The organism is Hoyosella rhizosphaerae (genome assembly GCF_014643175.1).
Taxonomy (GTDB): domain Bacteria; phylum Actinomycetota; class Actinomycetes; order Mycobacteriales; family Mycobacteriaceae; genus Lolliginicoccus; species Lolliginicoccus rhizosphaerae.
In genome coordinates this window covers 1,611,023-1,629,461 of the sequence record NZ_BMJH01000001.1, presented here as the reverse complement: position 1 = coordinate 1,629,461, position 18,439 = coordinate 1,611,023, and the positions used below count along the sequence as shown (strand labels likewise).

18 protein-coding genes are annotated in these 18,439 nt (G+C 55.9%); 10 read left to right on the top strand and 8 right to left on the bottom strand.

Annotated elements, in window-relative coordinates:
- Positions 1 to 31: 31 nt before the first annotated feature.
- Positions 32 to 2,023: a cation:proton antiporter gene (locus IEW73_RS07505; RefSeq protein WP_188672262.1), complete on the top strand. Its 1,992-nt coding sequence runs from the start codon at positions 32 to 34 to the stop codon at positions 2,021 to 2,023.
- A 59-nt stretch (positions 2,024 to 2,082) separates the two neighbouring features.
- Here IEW73_RS07505 and IEW73_RS07500 read toward each other — a convergent pair whose 3' ends face one another.
- Together IEW73_RS07500 and IEW73_RS07495 are read right to left on the bottom strand one after the other, a co-directional pair.
- Entirely contained in the window at positions 2,083 to 3,159 is a 1,077-nt protein-coding gene (locus tag IEW73_RS07500) for an inositol-3-phosphate synthase (RefSeq protein WP_188672259.1), read from the bottom strand.
- Entirely contained in the window at positions 3,152 to 3,742 is a 591-nt protein-coding gene (locus IEW73_RS07495; protein ID WP_188672256.1) for a PadR family transcriptional regulator, read from the bottom strand. Before IEW73_RS07495 ends, IEW73_RS07500 begins: the two co-directional genes overlap by 8 nt.
- A 557-nt stretch (positions 3,743 to 4,299) precedes the next feature.
- On the opposite strand from IEW73_RS07495, the gene IEW73_RS07490 reads away from it, so the two are divergent.
- From IEW73_RS07490 to IEW73_RS07475, 4 genes are all read left to right on the top strand, one after another.
- Positions 4,300 to 4,704 (top strand): hypothetical protein, encoded by a 405-nt coding sequence (locus IEW73_RS07490; protein ID WP_188672253.1) that lies wholly within the window; start codon positions 4,300 to 4,302, stop codon positions 4,702 to 4,704.
- 184 nt (positions 4,705 to 4,888) lie between these two features.
- The gene (locus tag IEW73_RS07485; protein WP_229675817.1) at positions 4,889 to 5,323 is read left to right on the top strand and encodes a DUF5318 family protein; all 435 of its coding nucleotides are present in this window, start codon (positions 4,889 to 4,891) and stop codon (positions 5,321 to 5,323) included.
- Between the two features lie 141 nt (positions 5,324 to 5,464).
- A complete protein-coding gene (locus tag IEW73_RS07480; RefSeq protein ID WP_277395864.1) occupies positions 5,465 to 7,768 on the top strand; it encodes a transglycosylase domain-containing protein in 2,304 nt (767 codons plus the stop codon).
- A gap of 10 nt (positions 7,769 to 7,778) precedes the next feature.
- Complete coding sequence (locus tag IEW73_RS07475; protein ID WP_188672247.1) at positions 7,779 to 9,341, top strand: glycosyltransferase family 87 protein; 1,563 nt, start codon at positions 7,779 to 7,781, stop codon at positions 9,339 to 9,341.
- On the opposite strand, the gene IEW73_RS07470 is transcribed toward IEW73_RS07475, so the two are convergent.
- Complete coding sequence (locus tag IEW73_RS07470; RefSeq protein WP_188672244.1) at positions 9,334 to 10,239, bottom strand: hypothetical protein; 906 nt, start codon at positions 10,237 to 10,239, stop codon at positions 9,334 to 9,336. The two genes, IEW73_RS07475 and IEW73_RS07470, sit on opposite strands and share 8 nt — an antisense overlap.
- Before the next feature lie 402 nt (positions 10,240 to 10,641).
- On the opposite strand from IEW73_RS07470, the gene IEW73_RS07465 reads away from it, so the two are divergent.
- On the top strand, positions 10,642 to 11,274 hold the full coding sequence (locus IEW73_RS07465) for a helix-turn-helix transcriptional regulator (protein WP_188672241.1): 633 nt from the start codon (positions 10,642 to 10,644) through the stop codon (positions 11,272 to 11,274).
- 80 nt (positions 11,275 to 11,354) lie between these two features.
- Here the strand turns inward: IEW73_RS07465 and IEW73_RS07460 are convergent, their stop codons facing one another.
- The 5 genes from IEW73_RS07460 to IEW73_RS07440 all read right to left on the bottom strand — a co-directional run bounded on the left by IEW73_RS07460 (position 11,355) and on the right by IEW73_RS07440 (position 16,214).
- Positions 11,355 to 11,690: a LuxR C-terminal-related transcriptional regulator gene (locus IEW73_RS07460; protein ID WP_188672238.1), complete on the bottom strand. Its 336-nt coding sequence runs from the start codon at positions 11,688 to 11,690 to the stop codon at positions 11,355 to 11,357.
- A gap of 158 nt (positions 11,691 to 11,848) precedes the next feature.
- Positions 11,849 to 12,895 carry a DUF8320 family protein gene (locus IEW73_RS07455; RefSeq protein ID WP_188672235.1) on the bottom strand — a complete coding sequence of 349 codons (1,047 nt, stop codon included), beginning with the start codon at positions 12,893 to 12,895 and terminating at the stop codon, positions 11,849 to 11,851.
- Positions 12,892 to 14,133, bottom strand: coding sequence for a sensor histidine kinase (locus tag IEW73_RS07450; protein WP_188672232.1), 1,242 nt, complete (start codon positions 14,131 to 14,133; stop codon positions 12,892 to 12,894). The genes IEW73_RS07455 and IEW73_RS07450 overlap by 4 nt, the downstream gene beginning before the upstream one ends.
- A complete protein-coding gene (locus IEW73_RS07445) occupies positions 14,130 to 14,786 on the bottom strand; it encodes a response regulator transcription factor (RefSeq protein WP_188672228.1) in 657 nt (218 codons plus the stop codon). The genes IEW73_RS07450 and IEW73_RS07445 overlap by 4 nt, the downstream gene beginning before the upstream one ends.
- Before the next feature lie 78 nt (positions 14,787 to 14,864).
- Positions 14,865 to 16,214 carry a glycosyltransferase family 87 protein gene (locus tag IEW73_RS07440; RefSeq protein WP_188672225.1) on the bottom strand — a complete coding sequence of 450 codons (1,350 nt, stop codon included), beginning with the start codon at positions 16,212 to 16,214 and terminating at the stop codon, positions 14,865 to 14,867.
- A gap of 197 nt (positions 16,215 to 16,411) precedes the next feature.
- Between IEW73_RS07440 and rpsF the strand changes: the two genes are divergently transcribed.
- The 4 genes from rpsF (at position 16,412) to rplI (ending at position 18,167) form a co-directional block, all read left to right on the top strand.
- Positions 16,412 to 16,699: a 30S ribosomal protein S6 gene (rpsF, locus tag IEW73_RS07435; protein ID WP_188672223.1), complete on the top strand. Its 288-nt coding sequence runs from the start codon at positions 16,412 to 16,414 to the stop codon at positions 16,697 to 16,699.
- A gap of 140 nt (positions 16,700 to 16,839) precedes the next feature.
- Positions 16,840 to 17,343 carry a single-stranded DNA-binding protein gene (locus IEW73_RS07430; RefSeq protein ID WP_188672221.1) on the top strand — a complete coding sequence of 168 codons (504 nt, stop codon included), beginning with the start codon at positions 16,840 to 16,842 and terminating at the stop codon, positions 17,341 to 17,343.
- 115 nt (positions 17,344 to 17,458) lie between these two features.
- Positions 17,459 to 17,695, top strand: a complete 237-nt coding sequence (gene rpsR / locus IEW73_RS07425; protein WP_188672219.1) for a 30S ribosomal protein S18 — start codon at positions 17,459 to 17,461, stop codon at positions 17,693 to 17,695.
- Positions 17,696 to 17,714: 19 nt separating this feature from the next.
- On the top strand, positions 17,715 to 18,167 hold the full coding sequence (gene rplI / locus IEW73_RS07420; protein ID WP_188672215.1) for a 50S ribosomal protein L9: 453 nt from the start codon (positions 17,715 to 17,717) through the stop codon (positions 18,165 to 18,167).
- Positions 18,168 to 18,439: the final 272 nt, after the last annotated feature.

The following is an 18,439-nucleotide window of genomic DNA, read 5'->3' as shown; positions in this document are numbered from 1 at the left end:
GATCAATATCGGCCAAACCTGAGGTGACAGCATGCCACATGATCTAGTCGAGCAGCTTCCCCGCGCTCTCCTTGAGGTGTCACTTCTCCTCGGAGCGGCAGTCCTCATTAGCCTGCTTACCCGGCGGATTCACATTCAACTCACTGTCGTCCTAGCGATGGCAGGACTGATCGCCACCGAACTCGGGGCTGATCTTGCAATCTCGTCATTGCTCACGGGTGAGGGCTTTAAAGAACTCCTGATCAATCTTTTCCTGCCCATTTTGATATTCGAGGCGGCGCTGGGGCTGTCGACACGAATTTTTATGCGAAATCTGCTCGCGATTAGCGCGCTTGCTTCAGTGGCCCTCGTGATTTCCGCGGCTGTGGTGGGGTTGAGCCTGACGGCGTTCCTCGGAATCCCCATCATTGCGGCGCTATTGTTCGGGGTTCTGATTTCCGCTACGGACCCTGTGGCGGTCGTTGCGATTTTCCGCGACCTTGGAGTACCTAAACGACTCCTCACTCTCGTTGAAGGAGAAAGCCTCCTCAACGACGGTGTCGCCATTGTCTTGTACAACATTCTTGCTGTCGCGGCGATCACCGGTGTCATTTCCGTCGGCGGGGGAGCGGCCGATTTCGCCATCGTCGTCGCTGGAGGAATCTTTGTCGGGGCAATCTTCGGAATCTTCTCCGTCATGCTCCTGCCGTTGCTTGACCGGCTTGCAGCAGGCGCGATGTCGATCGCAGTCGCCTACGGTTCCTTTATTTTCGCCGAGGCGATTCTGCAGGCATCCGGTGTTATGGCCGCGGTAGCAGCCGGCATTGTGATGGGTGGGCTGATGGAAAGCCGCGCCGAACATGCCACTCGTGATCTTTTGCACGAGCTGTGGGAATCCTTGGGGTATATGGCCAACGCGCTGCTGTTCCTTTTCATCGGAATCGCTCTCGATTTCCAACTTCTCCGGGACAACTTGGCTGCCATTTTGATTGGCATCGTCGCAGTGCTCATTGCTCGTCCCCTTGGGGTTGTGCCCGTCGTGCTTGTCTTGGAACGGGCCGCGCGGATCCCTAAGGTGGGTAACCGAAATTCGTCAGTGATGGTGTGGGGTGGTTTGCGTGGCGGCGTAGCACTCGCGCTTGCCCTCGCGTTGCCGTTGGAACTGGGGGAACTGCGAGACCAGTTCATCGCTATGACTGGTGGCGTCGTGTTGGCGACTTTGCTGATTAATGCCACCACTATTTCCTTCCTCGTCCATGCTCTCGGTTTGGACAAGCCCAGCCGAAGCGATGAATATCTTGAAGCGTTGGCGCGGATGGTGGGGGTTCGTTCCGCACGCGATCGGCTAGATGAATTGAACTTCGAGGACGAACTCGTCATCGCTCATCTCGACGTTGCTGAAGCGGATGCGCGAGATCAACTGGCACGAACCCATCTTGATCCGGAGGAGCAAGTCAATGTCCTCATGCTGCGAGGCCTGTATATCGAGCGGGAGACGTACCAGAGTTTGAGTGATGCGGGTCTTCTGCCGCCGATAGCCACGCGAACATTGATGCAGGAAATCGATGACGAAATCGAGGAAGTGGAGACGGGCGCCTTGCGGGTGGACGATGCGCGGCGCGCAAAACTGCCGTGGTATGCGCTTACTCACCGTTGGCTATTGGGAAAAATGCCGCCGCCGTTAGGCGCTGACCTTAACGAAGTCAGCTACATCGAAATCTCTGCCCGGAGGCTTGCTGCGCACAAAGCAGCGGAAGAGCTGGAACTCTTCAAAACCTTGCCCAATGTCGACGTCGATAACGTCGACAAGGCAAAGGCTCTCTTCACTCATTGGGAGAGCCGCGCTGCGGAAACTTTGGATGGAATGGGTGAGGCGTGTGGTCTGGATGAACGTGTGTTGCGGCGTAGGCAGGCGAAGGCGCTGAGCAAAATTGCCATCGTGGAGGAACTGAACCACATGGTCACGATCGGAGTGCTGTCCTCGCAGGTGGCCGACGAAGCTGCTGCGCGAGTATCTGCGGAGGTTCAGCAGGCAGGGGAGTAGGTGCCCCGAAACTAAAAATCCGCACTGGATTGGCTTCCAGTGCGGATTCTCAGTATGGATTATTCGCCGGAGATGAACTCTTCGAGTTGTGTCCGCGCTACGTCGTCTGCGAGCTGCCGCGGGGGACTCTTCATGAGGTAGGACGAAGCCGAGAACACTGGCCCGCCGACGCCACGGTCAAGGGCGATCTTCGCGGCGCGAACTGCGTCGATGATGATGCCCGCAGAGTTGGGGGAGTCCCACACCTCAAGCTTGTATTCGAGGTTGAGTGGCACGTCGCCGAAGGCGCGCCCTTCGAGGCGGACGTATGCCCATTTGCGGTCGTCGAGCCAACCGACGTAGTCGGAAGGTCCAATGTGGACGTCTTTTGCTACGAGTTCACGCTTGAGGTTTGAGGTGACGGCCTGTGTCTTGGAGATCTTCTTCGACTCGAGGCGCTCGCGCTCAAGCATGTTCTTGAAGTCCATGTTTCCGCCGACATTGAGCTGCATGGTGCGGTCGAGCTGAACTCCGCGGTCCTCGAACAGCTTAGCCATGACGCGGTGCGTGATGGTGGCGCCGACCTGGGACTTAATGTCGTCGCCCACGATGGGTACGCCTGCGTCTTCAAACTTCTTGGCCCATATAGGGTCGGAAGCGATGAACACTGGCAATGCGTTAACAAACGCTACGCCTGCGTCGATTGCGCACTGCGCGTAGAACTTGTCTGCTTGCTCGGATCCAACGGGCAAGTAGGAGACCAGGACGTCGACCTTTGCGTCTTTGAGCGCCTGGACTACGTCTACTGCCTCAGCGTCGGAGAGCTCGATGGTTTCGGCGTAGTACTTGCCGATTCCGTCTAGTGTCGGGCCGCGTTGTACAACGATGCCGGTCGGAGGAACGTCGGCGATTTTGATGGTGTTGTTCTCGCTGGCGTAGATGGCTTCGGCTAGATCAAAGCCGACCTTCTTCGCGTCAACATCAAATGCAGCAACGAATTCGACGTCGCTGATGTGGTATTCGCCGAACTGGACGTGCATGAGACCGGGGACGGTCGCATTAGCGTCGGCATCTTTGTAGTATTCGACGCCTTGGACAAGCGAGGAGGCGCAGTTGCCCACGCCTGCGATGGCGACGCGTACCTTTTTTTCACCCATGGTCGGGTTCTCCTTCTTTCTGGTGAAGCTCGCTCGATGGCGTTTGTGAACTGCTGCGGCGGTGCGCGTTAGCTTCAGTCGTGATCAATTCATTAAGCCAATGCACTTCACGCTCGCTGGATTCCAGCGAAAGCTGATGCAATTGGCGGGTATAGCGATCGTGTCCACCCAGCCGTGCGATCGTGTCGCGCAGGCTTTCTCGACGTTCTTCTACCTGGCGCCGCCTACCTTCGAGGATTCGAAGTCTGGCGTCGGCAGGAGTGCGATTGAAAAACGCGAGGTGTACACCAAAACCGTCGTCGCTGTAGTTCTGTGGTCCCGTGTTGGCGACGAGTTCCTCGAAACGGATCTTTCCCGCTTCGGTGAGTTCGTATACCTTTCGAGCCCTGCGGCGAAGGCCGGCACCGTCGGTGCGCGTATCTTCGGCAATCAACCCTTCGGTTTGCATGCGACGCAGCGTGGGATACAGCGAGCCGTAGGAAAATGCGCGGAATGGGCCGAGGAGGCCGGTGAGCCGTTTGCGCAGCTCGTATCCGTGCATGGGGGACTCGATGAGGAGGCCTAGTACTGCAAGCTCGAGCACTTCCTCCCCTTTCGCTGTTGGTGCAAAACAGGGCGCACTAGGTGCACCTGATGTGTTGCTTCACTGTATCGCACCGATATATAGAACGCACGTAAATGTTGGTGGTCTAGCAACCTTGTAGTCATGTTGTGGTAACCATCACGCGCGCGTGGGGATGCTCGGGAGCGCAGGACCTTGCGTCGCCGGGGGTATAGGGGCGGGGTGCAGCAGCCAAATTCGATGAGTCAAGAAAAGTACTCGTTGAACACTCTTGGCATTGATTGTCTGACCGTGTGTTTAAAACTCAATTTTTTAGATAAGTGAATAGGTGGGATGTATTGACTGCGTGGGCCCCATCTATCGAACTATTTCCCAACAAGGAGAAATGGAACTAATCGAACATTAAGCTTATTTACTTCAACACGCATTTAATCGCTTTCACCAGCTTATTTGTAAAAGGTAATTGACGAATCTTTATTTGTTGGCATAGTGGTAAGCATGTGAGACAGCCGACGGCGCAATGGTTGGCATCGGTTGCCTCACATCGGCAGATTTGAGACACCTTCAGGAGGAAATGTATGGCATTCGCTCGGCGACCAAAAACCACAATCTTTGCGTTCGCAGCGGTAGGCGCCCTCGCGCTTTCGGCTTGCGGAGATAACGGCAACGACGTCCAAGACACCATGGGCGACGGCGCTGATCAAGTCGGAGAGTGGGGCCAAGACGCTGGTGACCAAATGGGCGAATGGGGAGATGACCTCGGCGACCAGTTCGACGATGCCATCGGCAGTGGAAGCGACACCACCTGTGGAGAGTATGTTGCGCTCGCCCCTGAGGAGCAGCGTATGACCATCCTTGACCACCTCGAATCAGAAGGCCAGGAAGCGCCAACTGAAATGGATGTGGCAGACACCATGGTCGCAGTCGAAAACCTGTGCATGGACGAGGCGAATGAGTCAACTCCCATCAGCGAAGCAAGCTAACTCAAGTCACATGCTGGAACGGTGAATTTACATCGGCGGCCCAGGTCAAGACGCGAGCTTGACCTGGGCCGCTCGTATGCGTTTACGAGCATGTTGTGCATAACGGGCGTCACATAGCCGTGAGTGCCGTGTAATGAGCCACCACGTGAACCCCTGCAAAGTAGACACACGTACTCTGGAAGACGTGCGATCCCCGCGGCAAATTGTGGACTACGCGCTCCGACGCCGCTCCGTTCTCGCCGACGTTTACGCCGGAAGGATTGGAGTAGGAGAAGTATGCGACGCGAGTCCCTATCTGCTGCGCGCTGCGAAATTCCACGGACAATCAAGCGAAGTAGTGTGCCCGATTTGCCGTAAGGAACACCTCACCCTCGTATCCTGGGTATTCGGCGATAGGCTTGGAACAATTTCAGGCTCGGCGCGGAGCGAGGACGAAATCACCAGGCTCGCCCTGGCCAAAGAGGAGTTCACCGTGCACATTGTGGAAGTCTGCCGCACATGCGGTTGGAACCACCTCGTGCAATCCTATGTGCTAGGAGAGGCCGTTCCCAAACGGGCGCGGCCACAACGAACGCGCCGAAAAGCATCCCAGCCAAGTGCTCGTACCGCGAGCGACTAAGCGAATGATGAGCAACCCCGCAAGGACTGGAGTTCCACTGTGAGTTCGACGAAAAGAACCTCCCCGTCAGGGCGTGCTTCTCGAAAGAAGAAGTCACGCCTCGGATTGTTCGTGCGCCTCGTTGCTATCGCCATCGTTTTGATGCTAGTGGTGCCAATTGCGACCTTCATGATGTACTACCTCGCCGCAAGCGTGCCACGCCCCGGCGACATTGCCACCAACCAAGTGGCTGTCATCTACATGGATGATGGTGAGACGGAACTTGCCCGTGTTGTACCGCCGGAAGGTAACCGGACCGAGGTTTCGATCGACGAAATCCCACAACACGTCATGGACGCGGTCATCGCTGCCGAGGACCGGGATTTCTATACCAACCCAGGCTTCTCGATAACCGGACTCGCCCGTGCTGTACGGGACAACGTCCTTGGGCGCGACGATGCGGGCGGCGGCTCGACAATCACACAGCAGTATGTAAAGAACGCGCTCGTCGGTGACGATCGAACCCTCACCCGCAAAATGCGTGAACTTGTGATCGCCACGAAGATGTCCCGAGAATGGTCCAAGGACGACATAATTGTCGCTTACCTCAACACGATCTACTTCGGCCGAGGCGCATACGGCGTCGCTTCCGCTGCTGATTCCTACTTCGGCAAGTCCGTATCTGAACTCACCCCTGAAGAAGCAGCTGTCCTGTCTGCAGTTGTGCAGCAGCCGTCACGACTAGACCCAGCAATCAACAGGGAAGGCGCCGAACGTCGCTGGAATTATGTTCTCGACGGCATGGTCGAAATCGGTTCTTTGAGTGCAGCGGAACGTTCCGCCGCTACCTTCCCAGAATTTCGGTCGCTCGACGACGTGGATTCAGCGAACGTGACTCCGGGGCCTAACGGTCTGATCCGCACGCAGGTAATCAATGAACTGCAGAGTCTCGGCATCACTGAAACGACCCTCAACACGCGCGGTTTGCAGATTACGACGTCGATCGACGCCACTGCACAGCAAGCAGCGGTTAACTCGGTGCGCAACACGATGTCGAGCCAACCCGAAAATCTGCGGACAGCCGTGGTTTCCGTCGATCCCCGAACTGGCGCTGTTCGTGCGTACTACGGAGGGACCGACGGCGCTGGCTATGACTACGCACAAGCGCCACTGCAAACAGGCTCGACGTTTAAGACATTCGGGTTGGTTGCGGCTCTCGAGCAGGGAATCCCGCTCACGCAGCCGTTCGACAGCAGCCCAGTTACTGTGCACGGAATCAACATCACAAATGTTGGGAACGCGAGTTGTGGGCGATGCTCCATCGCCGAAGCGCTCAAGCAGTCACTTAACACCTCCTTCTACCGGCTCATGCTGTCACTCGACCGCGGTCCTCTTGATGTCAAAGAGGCTGCTCACAAGGCCGGAATCCCACGAGAAATACCCAACCTGGGGTTTGAGGCGCTGACAGAACGCGGTGAAGCTCCCAATAACGGCATTGTGCTGGGGCAATACCAAGTACGCCCAATCGATATGGCATCGTCCTACGCAACACTGGCGGCATCAGGAACTTTCCACGAGCCCTATTTTGTTGAACGCGTGGAAACTGCAAGCGGTGCAGTGTTGTTTGATCGAGGGACACCAAGTGGGGAACGCCGCCTTCGGGCAGCCGTTGCTGATAACGCCACAGCCGCGATGGAACCGATCGCAGCGTACTCAAACGGAAACGCCCTCGCAGGCGGTCGACCCTCAGCTGCCAAGACTGGAACCACTCAGCTTGGCGATACTGGTTTCAACAGAGACGCCTGGATGGTCGGATACACACCTTCGTTGTCCACAGCTGTGTGGGTCGGAACTGCTGACGGCGAACCGCTGCTTTCCTCCTGGGGCGGTCAGATCTACGGTTCAGGCTTCCCGTCAACGATTTGGAAGAACACTATGGACGGGGCGCTGGTGAACACAGCATGGGAATCATTCCCTACCCCAGATCCGATTGGCGGAGTAGCGGGACTCCCGGTCTACGTACCGCCGACTACTGAAGAAGAAGAGGAAGAGGACGAGGAGGAAGAGGAAGAAGAAGAGGAGGAAGGCACTGTCACGATCCCTGTCGCTCCTGGACTCACCATTGAAGTTCCTGTTCCCAATGGCCAAGGCGGAAACAACGGTGGCACCGAAGGAAACGGCGACGCCGAACAAACACCTGGCGGCGAACCCGGCGGAACTACACCGAACGAAGGCGTAGGCGGTGGCCCGACAGCGAACCCGAGCCGGAACCCAGCGAGCTCGCCCACTGACGAACCTCGACAAGGATTTCTAGAGCGACGTCGACAAGGCACATCCGACTCCGAACAGGAGACAGTTGAACTGACGACGGCGCCGACGGTTACCGGCACCAGTCCGGCAACGATTAGCGACCCTGAACGCGCGACAACAACATCAGTCACCCCAACTTCCACGCCGACAGGGTGACAGGTAAAGCGTGTCGCACAGAGCCCCTGACGGCCTAACTGATGAGAATCGTGATCTGCCATCTAGAACAAACCCGGTAGTAGCGCGAGCTAGTTCAGTTATTGGCGGACCGGTCGGGCGGCACGCACTTATCGGACGGGCGCGGTTTTTCACCCCTTTGCGCGTCATCGTGCTGATGACCATCCTGGTAATCGCGCTGGGATGGTTCAGCAAAGCTGCGTGCATTCAGCAGTACCCCGGGGGCCCCGATGGGCAAATGGCTCTCGATTGGCGGGATGGTCGCCAGTACGTCGCTATGTGCTACTCCGACACTGTCCCGCTGTATGGGGTGCACAGGCTCAACGAACTCGCATTCCCCTACAAGACGTCGTGGCAGCAGGACCGACCCGATGGTTCCGTCCAGACGCGATACATGGAATACCCCGTCGTTACTGGGCTATACCAGTATGTTTCCGCTGTTCTTGCGAACGCCTGGTCTACTGTCGGCAAAACAGGATGGGTGCCATCAGCACTCGCTGTTGTTGTGTACTTCAATGTTGTGGCCCTTGGCTTGGCATTGATGTGGATCATCACCGTGTGGGCGACTGCAACACTTGCTGGCAGGCGGGTCTGGGATGGGGCCATCGTTGCGATATCCCCGCTGGTGATCGTTCACCTGTTTACGAACTTCGATGCCATTGCCACGGCACTCGCCGCCGTTGGCTTGCTAGCGTGGGCGCGCCGACGGCCAATGCTTGCAGGGGCATTCATTGGGTTAGGTGCGGCGGCCAAGTTGTACCCAGTTTTCCTGCTTGGCGCGCTTTTGGTGCTGTGTCTACGAACGGCGAACATGCGCGCCTGGTGTCAGGTTGCTGCCACTACAGCCGCGGTGTGGCTCGCGGTGAATGTCCCGATCATGGCTTTGTACTGGGACGGATGGTACGAATTCCTGCGTTTGAACAGCACGCGTGGAATGGATCCGGACTCAATTTACAACGTGATTCGGTCATTCACAGGTTGGCCGGGTTTTGATGGTCCGCTTCAATACGGCGAGACACCACAAATCCTGAACCTTGTGTCGCTCGGTCTGTTTCTGGCCGTGTGCGCCGGAGTGGCATTTATCGCCTTAACGGCCCCGCGTCGCCCCCGCGTAGCTCAATTGATGTTCATCATCGTTGCGGGGTTCCTGCTGACAAATAAGGTTTGGAGCCCACAGTATTCGCTGTGGCTGGTTCCGCTAGCAGTCCTGGCCTACCCACACCTTCGCGTGCTGCTGATCTGGATGACTGTCGACGCCTTTGTCTGGGTGCCAAGGATGCTCTACTACCTTGGTGTGGAAAATGGGGGACTCCCGGAGCAGTGGTTCACCGCCACGGTTTTCGTCCGTGATGTTTTGGTCGTCGCCATTTGCGTAATGATTATCCGCCAGATTTATATGCCAGGTGAGGACCTCGTACGTCAGCGCGGCGTCGACGATCCCTGTGGTGGCCCGTTCGATCGCGCCGCAGATCGTCCTCCCGAGTGGTTCCCTCGATGGTTGTTGCCCCGCGGATTTCAGGCGTGGCAACGTAAGCCCGCGGAGCTACCTAGTTGAGCGGTTCGGTGTGACAGATCCGCTGGTTGACCCTACTTGGCCGTGCGCCGCCATCATGGGCTAACGCATCAAGGGTGAGGGCCTGAGCTACTGGGTCTGCGGCTAGCGTCATCAGCGGGCTTATGGACGTCACGTCTAAGGGTGCAGGCGCTACGCCGAGTGGCCCTGATCTTGTGAATGCAGAGTTGACGAGTGCGCGAACTTCAGGGAGGTAGGCTCCGCACACATCTTGAACTCGGGTGATGTCGAGAGGTGCGCCGCCGACCGTCAGTGACGACACAAGTGAGTAGTTCAGCCACTGAGGGTCGCTCATGCTGACGATCATTGTGTAAGCCAGACCAGCAGGCAATGTTTGTTCGACGACGTGGTGTAGCTGGTGGTCTTCGTCTGGGGCGATTGCGACGAAGTCTTTGATTACGTGTGCAGCTGAGCGTGATTGGTTTAGTGCAGCTAGACCAAAATGTGCGCCGGCGTTGATGGTGACGACGCTTATCTTGTCGCCGTGCACCGAAACCATTGCTTGCATGATCTCGAAAATATCTTTGTTGATCGAGCTTTTATTTACTTTTTGATCTTTTGGAATGTGGACCACGCATGTCGTGTGGCCTGCTTTAACCAATACATCGATGAGTGCATCTTTATCTTCAGAAAAATTGGGGTCTGGAATAAGTAGAACGGGTTCCCGTGCTGCGTCGTAGGTCACAGTGGGATCTGCCCCACATGTCACTGCGAGCTGTTGATATTCGGTTCCCTGGGCACGGTCATTTTGGATTTTGTCAACGGAGGGGAGTGCGTGGGCGGGGCCGATAGCAAATGTGGCTAAGAGAGTTGCGGCTCCAGCAGTGAAAATGCTTTTGGCGGCCCGGACCAAATTTGAAGCTGAGCTGGCATTTTGCACTCGCAGCACATCATCCTCCGCACATAAATGTGGCCTACATCACTTTATCAAGCCCGGATTGTCGCTGGTGCGACTTCATTCGGTTCTACGTGACCGAAATGAACGGATGCGGAACAAGATGTTAGTTGATGATTCATCAACAATCATCGCTCCGATTGTGAGGCGGTCGTCACAGTCGGCCGCACTGGAAGTAATGGAAAAGAATACGAGTGTCGTCCAAATAGCTGACAGTGGATTTTAGGGATTGTAGGGATCGTGAAAATGCATAAAAATTTGGGTGCGATAGATCTGACTCAATCGCAGTTCGCTGCGTATCTGGGTCCGCCAATTAGGTGCAAAAATCTGGCACAACAATCGGGCGCAAGTAGAACAAGGGCTTCGGGGCCACGAAGGGGATCGAAAATGCAATCGGGGGATGGGTGCACTGTGATCGGAATTTCCGGGAGTGGCGGCATCCTTGATGATGGCTTAGATCTGGTGCTGCGTCGTGCCGGATTCACGACACTGAGGTACCAGCACGAGTTGCGGGTGCACCGGTGCGATCTACTAATTGTTCGGCTAAACGAGCCAGCGACTGACACGACTAAGATTCGTCGGCTCGCCGAAGACCAAACCCCGCTGCTGATACTCGGCCCGTGGAACCGTGACATAGCCTCCACAGCGCCTTCCGCTCACTGGTTGTCCTTGGACTGCGCGCGGGCAGAGTTGTTTGCAGCGATTCGGGAAGCAATCGATAGCTCGGGTCAAGATTTGGGATTTCGGCAACCGCAGCGCGCCGCGAACCCCCTGCTCTCATCGCGCGAACGTGCTGTTGTTGCGTCGTATGCGCTTGGGCGAACAGTCCGCGAGGTTTCCGCCGAACTTGGTGTGGCGCCGACAACTGTGTCTACACACCTTGATCGCGCGCGTGCCAAGTACGCAGCAGCCGGTCGAGGTGCGGGTGGGAAGATTGGGCTTCTTCGGTGTGCACTTGAAGACGGTCTTGTTGAGTGTCCGTGCAATGCCCAAGAAAGTGAGCCCCTGCCTACTTGGTGACGTTGCCTACTTGGTGACGTTGCCTACTTGGTGACGTTGCCTACTTGGTGACATCGGGGTCCACGTGGCCGCGAGCAGAGTTACAGGTCCTCGAGCGCGACAATTCCGTCCTGGAGGGCCCGCGCTACAAGTGCGGCCTTGGTTGTTGCTGAACGACCCACAGCGGCGTACTTCGAGCGCACCCGGGACAGGTGTGTATTTACGGTCCCGACCGACAAGTGCAATTGCTCGGCGACCATAATCTTCGAGTCGCTATGGAACCATGCTCGAATGACGTCGACCTCACGCGGCGACAACACGGGTCGGCGGAGTTGAGGTACAACAGTCAGCTTTCTGGCTTGGTGATCTCGATGGTGCGCGTCACTCCGCGAGTAATTCTGTGGAACAGATTTCAAAAATCCATCAACTGCGTGCACTTTTCCCCTCCCGTGCTCACTTCATTGGCGTAGCAATTGTTTGTAGAAATGTCACTAAACTCCAAGCATTTACCGTTTAAGTAACATTACTTTACTTCGGGGGGATGTGAAATACCCTAATTCTAGTGCCCCTATAACTAGGGGCACCAGTTCGAGTCTCAGCCAGTTGCCTCAATGTCGGTAACTACGCTGCCATTCTGATCGATACTCGTACGACTAATCGTGTCAGTATCCGAACCCAAAATTGTTGCTACGAGGGGGCGACCAGGTGGAAGAATCCTCGCGATTACGCTCCCGCCCCGCGCAGAACTGAGAGCATCTGCGAGGGTGGAAAATACTGTCTTCGCCGTTGTAGAGTCGACACCACTCAAGCCGCCATCGTCGAGCAAAACGACATCAATGCCCCGGTCACGGGCAAATCGAGTTGCATCCTGGACTACAGGTATCGCCAACGAACGCGCACGCAAAGAATCCCGCAACTGCCCTTCAAGCAGGAGGCATTCACGCCGCTCATCGTCCGAGAGGGGGGAGTCCTGCGCAATCCGCTCGAGCATCGGCTTGACGAGTTCATCTAGCTTACGCAGTTGCTGATCACGTTCTTCAAGAACCGCTAAGACTGAGGCCTGCTGAGCCTTTCGGTGGAGCGTTTCTTCCTGAAGCGCGAAAATCTTTTGTGCAACTGGTCTCATCGTCACAGAAAGGATTGTCGCCAGAATTAAAAGGTTTACAGGAAAAACCATTTTCCAAAAACCGAAACTAAGTGACAGTCCGTGCAGGAATCCCCATCCGGCTATTATTAGCGATACGGCCAGCATGCTTGCCCAAGCCACAACAATTCTTCCGCGAATCGCAGTGAAACAAATGAGGAATGTTGCAGCTGAAATGAACCACGTCGAGTTTCTCGCTAATTCACCAGGGATTAGCTGTGTGGCAAACAGTAAGGAAATCGCGGGGGAAATGCCCGCCAATGCGAGTGCTGCGCGCATCGGCAACGGATCTTCTTCAATTCGAATGATCAAGAATCCACCAAGGGTGATACCCAGGAAGGCAATGACCATAGCCCACGGATTAGGCAGATGGCCTACGTGGCGGAAGGCGAGTACGAGATAGCCAGCGAGGACAAAAACCACCACCATCCATGCCGCTGGACTGCGTAAACCAAGGATGGTGGGGATGTCACGATACTGTTCGTCGGTGTGGTTCATCGCGGTCGGATCCACCCAATCTTTACGGTAGTTCCCGAATTTGGGGCGGAATCTATGTTGGCAAAGCCTCCGGCGAGACGAGACATGCGCCCTCGAATGCTCACCGCCAACCCGAGTCGATTTTCTGGCACATTTTTAAGGGAAAAACCGACACCGTTGTCAGAGACCACGATTGTGCACCCACGGGAATCAACAGTGATCGTCACGGACCGCTGAACGCGCTCTCCATTCGGTGCTGCATGTCGGAAACTGTTTCTTAATGCTTCCGCTAGGCCAGCCGACAGTGCGCGCACCACCGTCGCTGGGATCAGAGAATTAGAGCCCTGTTGTTTGGGCGCGCAAGATACGACAACGGGGATGTCCTCCGATATGTCCACTGCAGTGGATCGGAGAAAGGCAATCGCGTCATCGACGGGAAACGGTTCAGAGCTTTCAAGGCCAATGCGCATCAGGTGCAACTGGTCGATTGTTTTTCTAGCCTGGCGTGCTAAGACGTGGGTATCGCCACCCCGCGACGCATTCAGAAGCGTCGAAATTACGCCATCATGGATGAGTCCATCGATACGTTCGCGTTCCTGATTACGCGCGATTGCCGCCGCAGTATTCGCTGCCCGTGAATACGCATGCCAGCGGGTGTTATCCAAGCTTCGGCCAGTCTGCAAACTGATCAGCGCCATCGAAACGTACACGGTGGCCGCCGTGGTCGCCATTGCGATGTCTTCGATAATCGTTCCCCAGTGCGGTGTCGTCACCGCATATGCGTTCAGGAAGACACTGCTCATGGGTACGACAGCGAGATAGGTTAGTGCCACGCGCGCGGGCCATGCTACTGCTGCTGCCATTGCTGCCAGCGCATTCACTGACCACAGCCAAGATGCGAAGTGTGTGTCGAGTGCCACCCCCGGAAACGCCAGAGGCCATGTCACTAGCGCGACAACAAACCCGACACTATGAATCCTCAGCAGCACTCGCAATACTGAAATCGGCAATAGGTGAGAACCAACCAGAAGGATTGCTGATGTCGCGAAAACACTGATAACAGCAGGCACGCTCCACCAGGCAGCCATGAACGCCGATTCATTGATAATTCGAGCCTGGTTCAAGAATCCAAGTGAGACTCCCGCGAACCCAACCAATAAGGCGAAAATACGAAAGACTCGCTCAAATGAAGATGTCCGCAATACATCACTGCTCACGGTTGCGGTTGGTTGTGCCTCAGCAGGCGCAGTCGCGCTCATGAAAGTGGGCGCTCAGGAACAGGAAGCCAACCATCCTCTACTGCGCGTTTGAACAGGTCTGTCTTGGTCGGCGCTGGACGGCCCGCTTCAGAGTATTTCTGGCGAATGCGCGCGAGGTAGTCATACACAGTTTGCTCAGCTAGACCCGTGAGGTGTGCAACACGTGTGGCCTTCTCGCCTGAAGCGTACAAGGCTAAGACCTCTTGTTGGCGCGGGCTGAGGCCTACGTCAGATAGTTGTGGGTCGCCGTCGATTGCTGCAGCCCAGTCAGTGGTCACCACTTGCTGCCCCGCAGCGGCCGAGCGTATCGCCTCAACGACGGCGTGGGCGGGTTCGGATTTGCGAACTACGCCCAAAACACCGGCCCGTGCCGCAGATCGAACTAAGTACGGATTCTCTGCACCGGTGAATGCAAGCACTTGCATGTTGTTGGCGTGTAATCGGCTTACGTTGCTTTTAGGTGCGGAACCGTCACCTAATCGCAAATCAAGCACTACTAGATCGAGTGCATCAGTTTGTTCCAATAACCCGTCGACTGTCGGTGCCGTCGCGATAAGTTCGAGATCCGGATAGTCGGCAAGGATTGTTGATAAGCCGATCACAACCGATTCATGATCTTCAACTAACCCGATTCGTCGACGTTCCTGAACCATGCCGCTCCTACCGTTTGTGACGCCGACATCCCTCCACCCCTCTTGGATGCCTACATTCACAATATCCAAAGCCGGGTATCAAGAGCCATTTTGAGCTCGTATGTGCGGGTTCATACTAGCGGCAGAAGGTGTATCCGGCGGACGTGTATTGCTGCGATTGGTGCCGTTCGGGCGCAGAAATACGAAAACTAGCAGAATGAGAAGAATAACGCGGCCCCAAACGCCGATATGTGTGACGAGAAGCGATCCGCCAGCAGGGTCGATCCCGGCGCCTAAGTCGTAGAAGTAGCGAAAAACACCCACTCCGATGGCGAGATCCGCGATGAGGTACCCCCAAATTAGGAGCCAAGGGACGCGCAGTAAGACAAAGAATGGGAGTAGCCATAGCACAAATTGTGGTGAATGGACCTTGTGGAAAAGTAGGAAACCACACAGCATTGCGGCCGACACCGGAATCCACGGATATATTCCAGATTTCAAATAGATCCACCACCCGACTGCTACAGCCGCAGCGAAGGTGGTCAACACCAGGGCTGGTGATGCTAAGTCCACTACTTCGTCATACCGCGCGTCGGTATCCAGGAAGGGGCGCAAACCCCAGTACCAGAGGGAGTTTGTGGTGATGTCTGCACGCCGCAGACTTTGAAACACGATTGATGCCCGCCAACCATCAAAGCCGAGCAGCAGAAACGGAGCATTGATGGCAGCGACAGTCCCCACAGCCGTGCCGACAACAGCGAAAAAGCCACGGAAGTCGAACCTCCCGTTTGCCCGGTCCCCACCAGTTAGCACCCAGAGTGCGAGTGGAAGGATAAAAAACCCTGGGTAAATTTTCAGACAGAAACCGACAGCGAGCAGGGCTGTGGCGAGGATTCCGCGCCGCCGCACGCTCCAAGAGTTGCATGCCACAACTATGTAAATTGCTGCTACGGCCGTGAACACTACCGGTAGGTCCCAGTTGTGGAATCCATAAAGGACCAGTGGCGGTGTGGCAGCGAAAATCAATGCGCGACTACCTGACAATCTGCCGAGCAGCCAGGCCGTTGCAACCCCAAAGGGAGCGAGAATGAGCGCGGAGTAGAAAAGGAAATCCGCATCGTTTTCTGAAGGTAACGCCGCAAGCCACATCAGGACCCCAGACAACACGGGGTATTCCACGGTGCCACCTTCAAGGCGACCGTCCGGCGTGATCGTGCCGTAGATGTAGGGAAACACCTTTGTGTTGATGTCGCGGCCGAGCCACAGTAGCTGAATGTCGGAGTAGCACACGATCTGGTTCTTTAAAGCATGAAAATTTTCGCTACGGCCCCAGGCGTCAAATGTTGGTCCTGTACAGCGGGCTTTATTGGCATATGCGAGTAACAGCGCCACTGACGCGGCGAGTGCGGCGAGAGTGGGCGTTAGAAGGCGCCGCGTCGAATTAGACATCGCTAGCTATTGTCACCCAGATTGCGAATCTTAGCTGTGCCACCACGCAATCTCCACCGCGGATTCACGGTCACGAGGTGCGCACCAATTCGCTATTAGGTGAACGAACTGGTATTTTTCCAGAGTTACTGACGTAACGACCCTCCTGCCACGGACCGTCCGTGGCCGTTGAAGCCCATAGGAGGTGATGAGGTCCCGTGCGTCAATACGAAATGATGGTGATCCTCGATCCACGTCTGGACGAGCGTACAGTTGCCCCTTCACTAGATACTTTCCTCAACGTGGTCCGTCAGGGCGGCGGCAATGTCGACAACGTCGACGTTTGGGGTAAGCGCCGACTCGCCTACGAAATCAACAAGCATGGCGAAGGCATTTACGCAGTCGTTAATGTCACCGCTGAGCCAGCGGTGGTAAAGGAACTTGACCGTCAGCTCGGACTTAATGAGTCCGTACTGCGCACCAAGCTCCTGCGGCGCAACAGCTGATTCAGTAAATCTCGACATGCAATGTCGGGGCTGTCGTGTATTCCTGTGTGAACACAGGACAATCACAGTAGGCACCTTGTGTGTTGAAGCTCCGCAAAGCAAGAACGACTGGACAGCCTTACCCACATCAGGAGGAATTCATGGCAGGCGAAACCGTGATCACGGTGATCGGAAACCTAACTGCAGACCCAGAACTACGGTTCACGCCGGCTGGCGCAGCGGTAGCCACATTCACCGTTGCCTCAACACCGCGTCGTTTCAACTCACAGACAAGTCAGTGGGAAGACGGCGAGGCGTTGTTCCTCCGCTGCAATATTTGGCGACAGGCAGCTGAGAATGTTGCTGAGTCCCTTACCAAAGGAACTCGCGTCGTTGTGAGCGGAAGACTTCGTCAGCGTAGCTTCGAAACCCGCGAAGGTGAGAAGCGCACTGTCATTGAACTTGAAGTGGACGAGGTTGGTCCTTCGCTGAAGTACGCCACCGCTAAGGTCACCCGCGCTGCTCGCAGCGATGGTGGGCAAGGCGGCGGAAACCGCGGTGGAGGCTTCAGCGGTGGCGGTGCTGCCGCAGCAAGCAACGATCCGTGGGGAAGTGCGCCACCAGCAGGTTCTTACGCAGGCCAGGACGACGAACCGCCGTTCTGATCTGAATTGTCGAGAATTGATGTTTTAGCTTCCACCTGACGAATGACACCTAGTGCGACTGATAACGCGGGGGTGCGCGTTGCGAGCAGCATTAGGAATCACACGGAGAGCAAAAATGTCACACGCAAATATGCGTCAGACACAAAGCAAGACGTGCACATTTTGCGTCAATGAAGATGTGCACATTGATTATAAAGACACTGCATTGCTTGGGAAATACGTGAGCGATCACGGAAAACTCCGGGCAAGGCGTGTAACCGGTATCTGCGTCCAACATCAGATGGACGTCGCTGCCGCTGTCAAAGTTTCACGAGAAATGGCCCTGCTGCCGTACACCTCAACGGCACGCTAAGGAACGGGAGGAAAACAGAATGAAGCTCATCCTCACCGCTGAAGTTGAGCACCTTGGCGCTCCTGGCGACTCCGTCGAGGTCAAGGACGGCTACGGCCGTAATTACCTGCTTCCGCGAGGACTTGCTATTCGCGCTACTCGTGGTGCAGAAAAGCAAGTTGAAGAGCTGCGCAAAGCACAAGAAACACGTGCGGCTCGCGACCTCGCTGGTGCTCAGGACGGTAAAGCCAAGCTAGAAGAAATTTCCAACGTCACGTTGCCGGTTCGTACCGGTGCCGGTGGAAAACTCTTCGGCTCGGTTACAGCCGCTGACGTTGTTTCAGCGATCAAGGCTGCTGGTGGACCAGCAGTGGATCGTCGCAACGTCGAGCTCCCTTCAGCGCATATCAAGGCGACCGGCAAATACGCTGTTTCAGTTCAGTTGCACGCAGATGTGACTGCACGGCTGAACTTGCACATCGTACCTGCCTGATTGACCTAGCACCTCTAGCCCCAGGTTCTTACCTGGGGCTAGAGGTGTTTGTCAGTTTCCGCACAATCAGCGTGTTGCCATTCGGTTGAACGCAGTGCCGTCGAAGTACCTGTGGAACCTTCGTGCGGGAGGAAGATCAGAAGAACGGCCAAAGAGTGCTGGACCAGCATTTTTCGACCGTGATGTGGATAACTCACAGTCTGTGTGTGAATAGCTAGCGCATTTTTCACTGCAACACGCCAAAAATGAACAATTGGCGACACGCCGTACAC

Excerpts from the sequence above, each read along its gene's own strand:
- IEW73_RS07480 (WP_277395864.1), top strand. The coding sequence starts at position 5,465 with ATGCTAGTGGTGCCAATTGCGACCTTCATGATGTACTACCTCGCCGCA.
- IEW73_RS07465 (WP_188672241.1), top strand. The coding sequence starts at position 10,642 with ATGCAATCGGGGGATGGGTGCACTGTGATCGGAATTTCCGGGAGTGGC.
- IEW73_RS07445 (WP_188672228.1), bottom strand. The coding sequence starts at position 14,786 with ATGGTTCAGGAACGTCGACGAATCGGGTTAGTTGAAGATCATGAATCG.
- IEW73_RS07455 (WP_188672235.1), bottom strand. The coding sequence starts at position 12,895 with ATGAACCACACCGACGAACAGTATCGTGACATCCCCACCATCCTTGGT.
- IEW73_RS07505 (WP_188672262.1), top strand. The coding sequence starts at position 32 with ATGCCACATGATCTAGTCGAGCAGCTTCCCCGCGCTCTCCTTGAGGTG.
- rplI (WP_188672215.1), top strand. The coding sequence starts at position 17,715 with ATGAAGCTCATCCTCACCGCTGAAGTTGAGCACCTTGGCGCTCCTGGC.
- IEW73_RS07490 (WP_188672253.1), top strand. The coding sequence starts at position 4,300 with ATGGCATTCGCTCGGCGACCAAAAACCACAATCTTTGCGTTCGCAGCG.
- IEW73_RS07450 (WP_188672232.1), bottom strand. The coding sequence starts at position 14,133 with ATGAGCGCGACTGCGCCTGCTGAGGCACAACCAACCGCAACCGTGAGC.
- IEW73_RS07430 (WP_188672221.1), top strand. The coding sequence starts at position 16,840 with ATGGCAGGCGAAACCGTGATCACGGTGATCGGAAACCTAACTGCAGAC.
- rpsR (WP_188672219.1), top strand. The coding sequence starts at position 17,459 with ATGTCACACGCAAATATGCGTCAGACACAAAGCAAGACGTGCACATTT.
- IEW73_RS07500 (WP_188672259.1), bottom strand. The coding sequence starts at position 3,159 with ATGGGTGAAAAAAAGGTACGCGTCGCCATCGCAGGCGTGGGCAACTGC.
- IEW73_RS07440 (WP_188672225.1), bottom strand. The coding sequence starts at position 16,214 with ATGTCTAATTCGACGCGGCGCCTTCTAACGCCCACTCTCGCCGCACTC.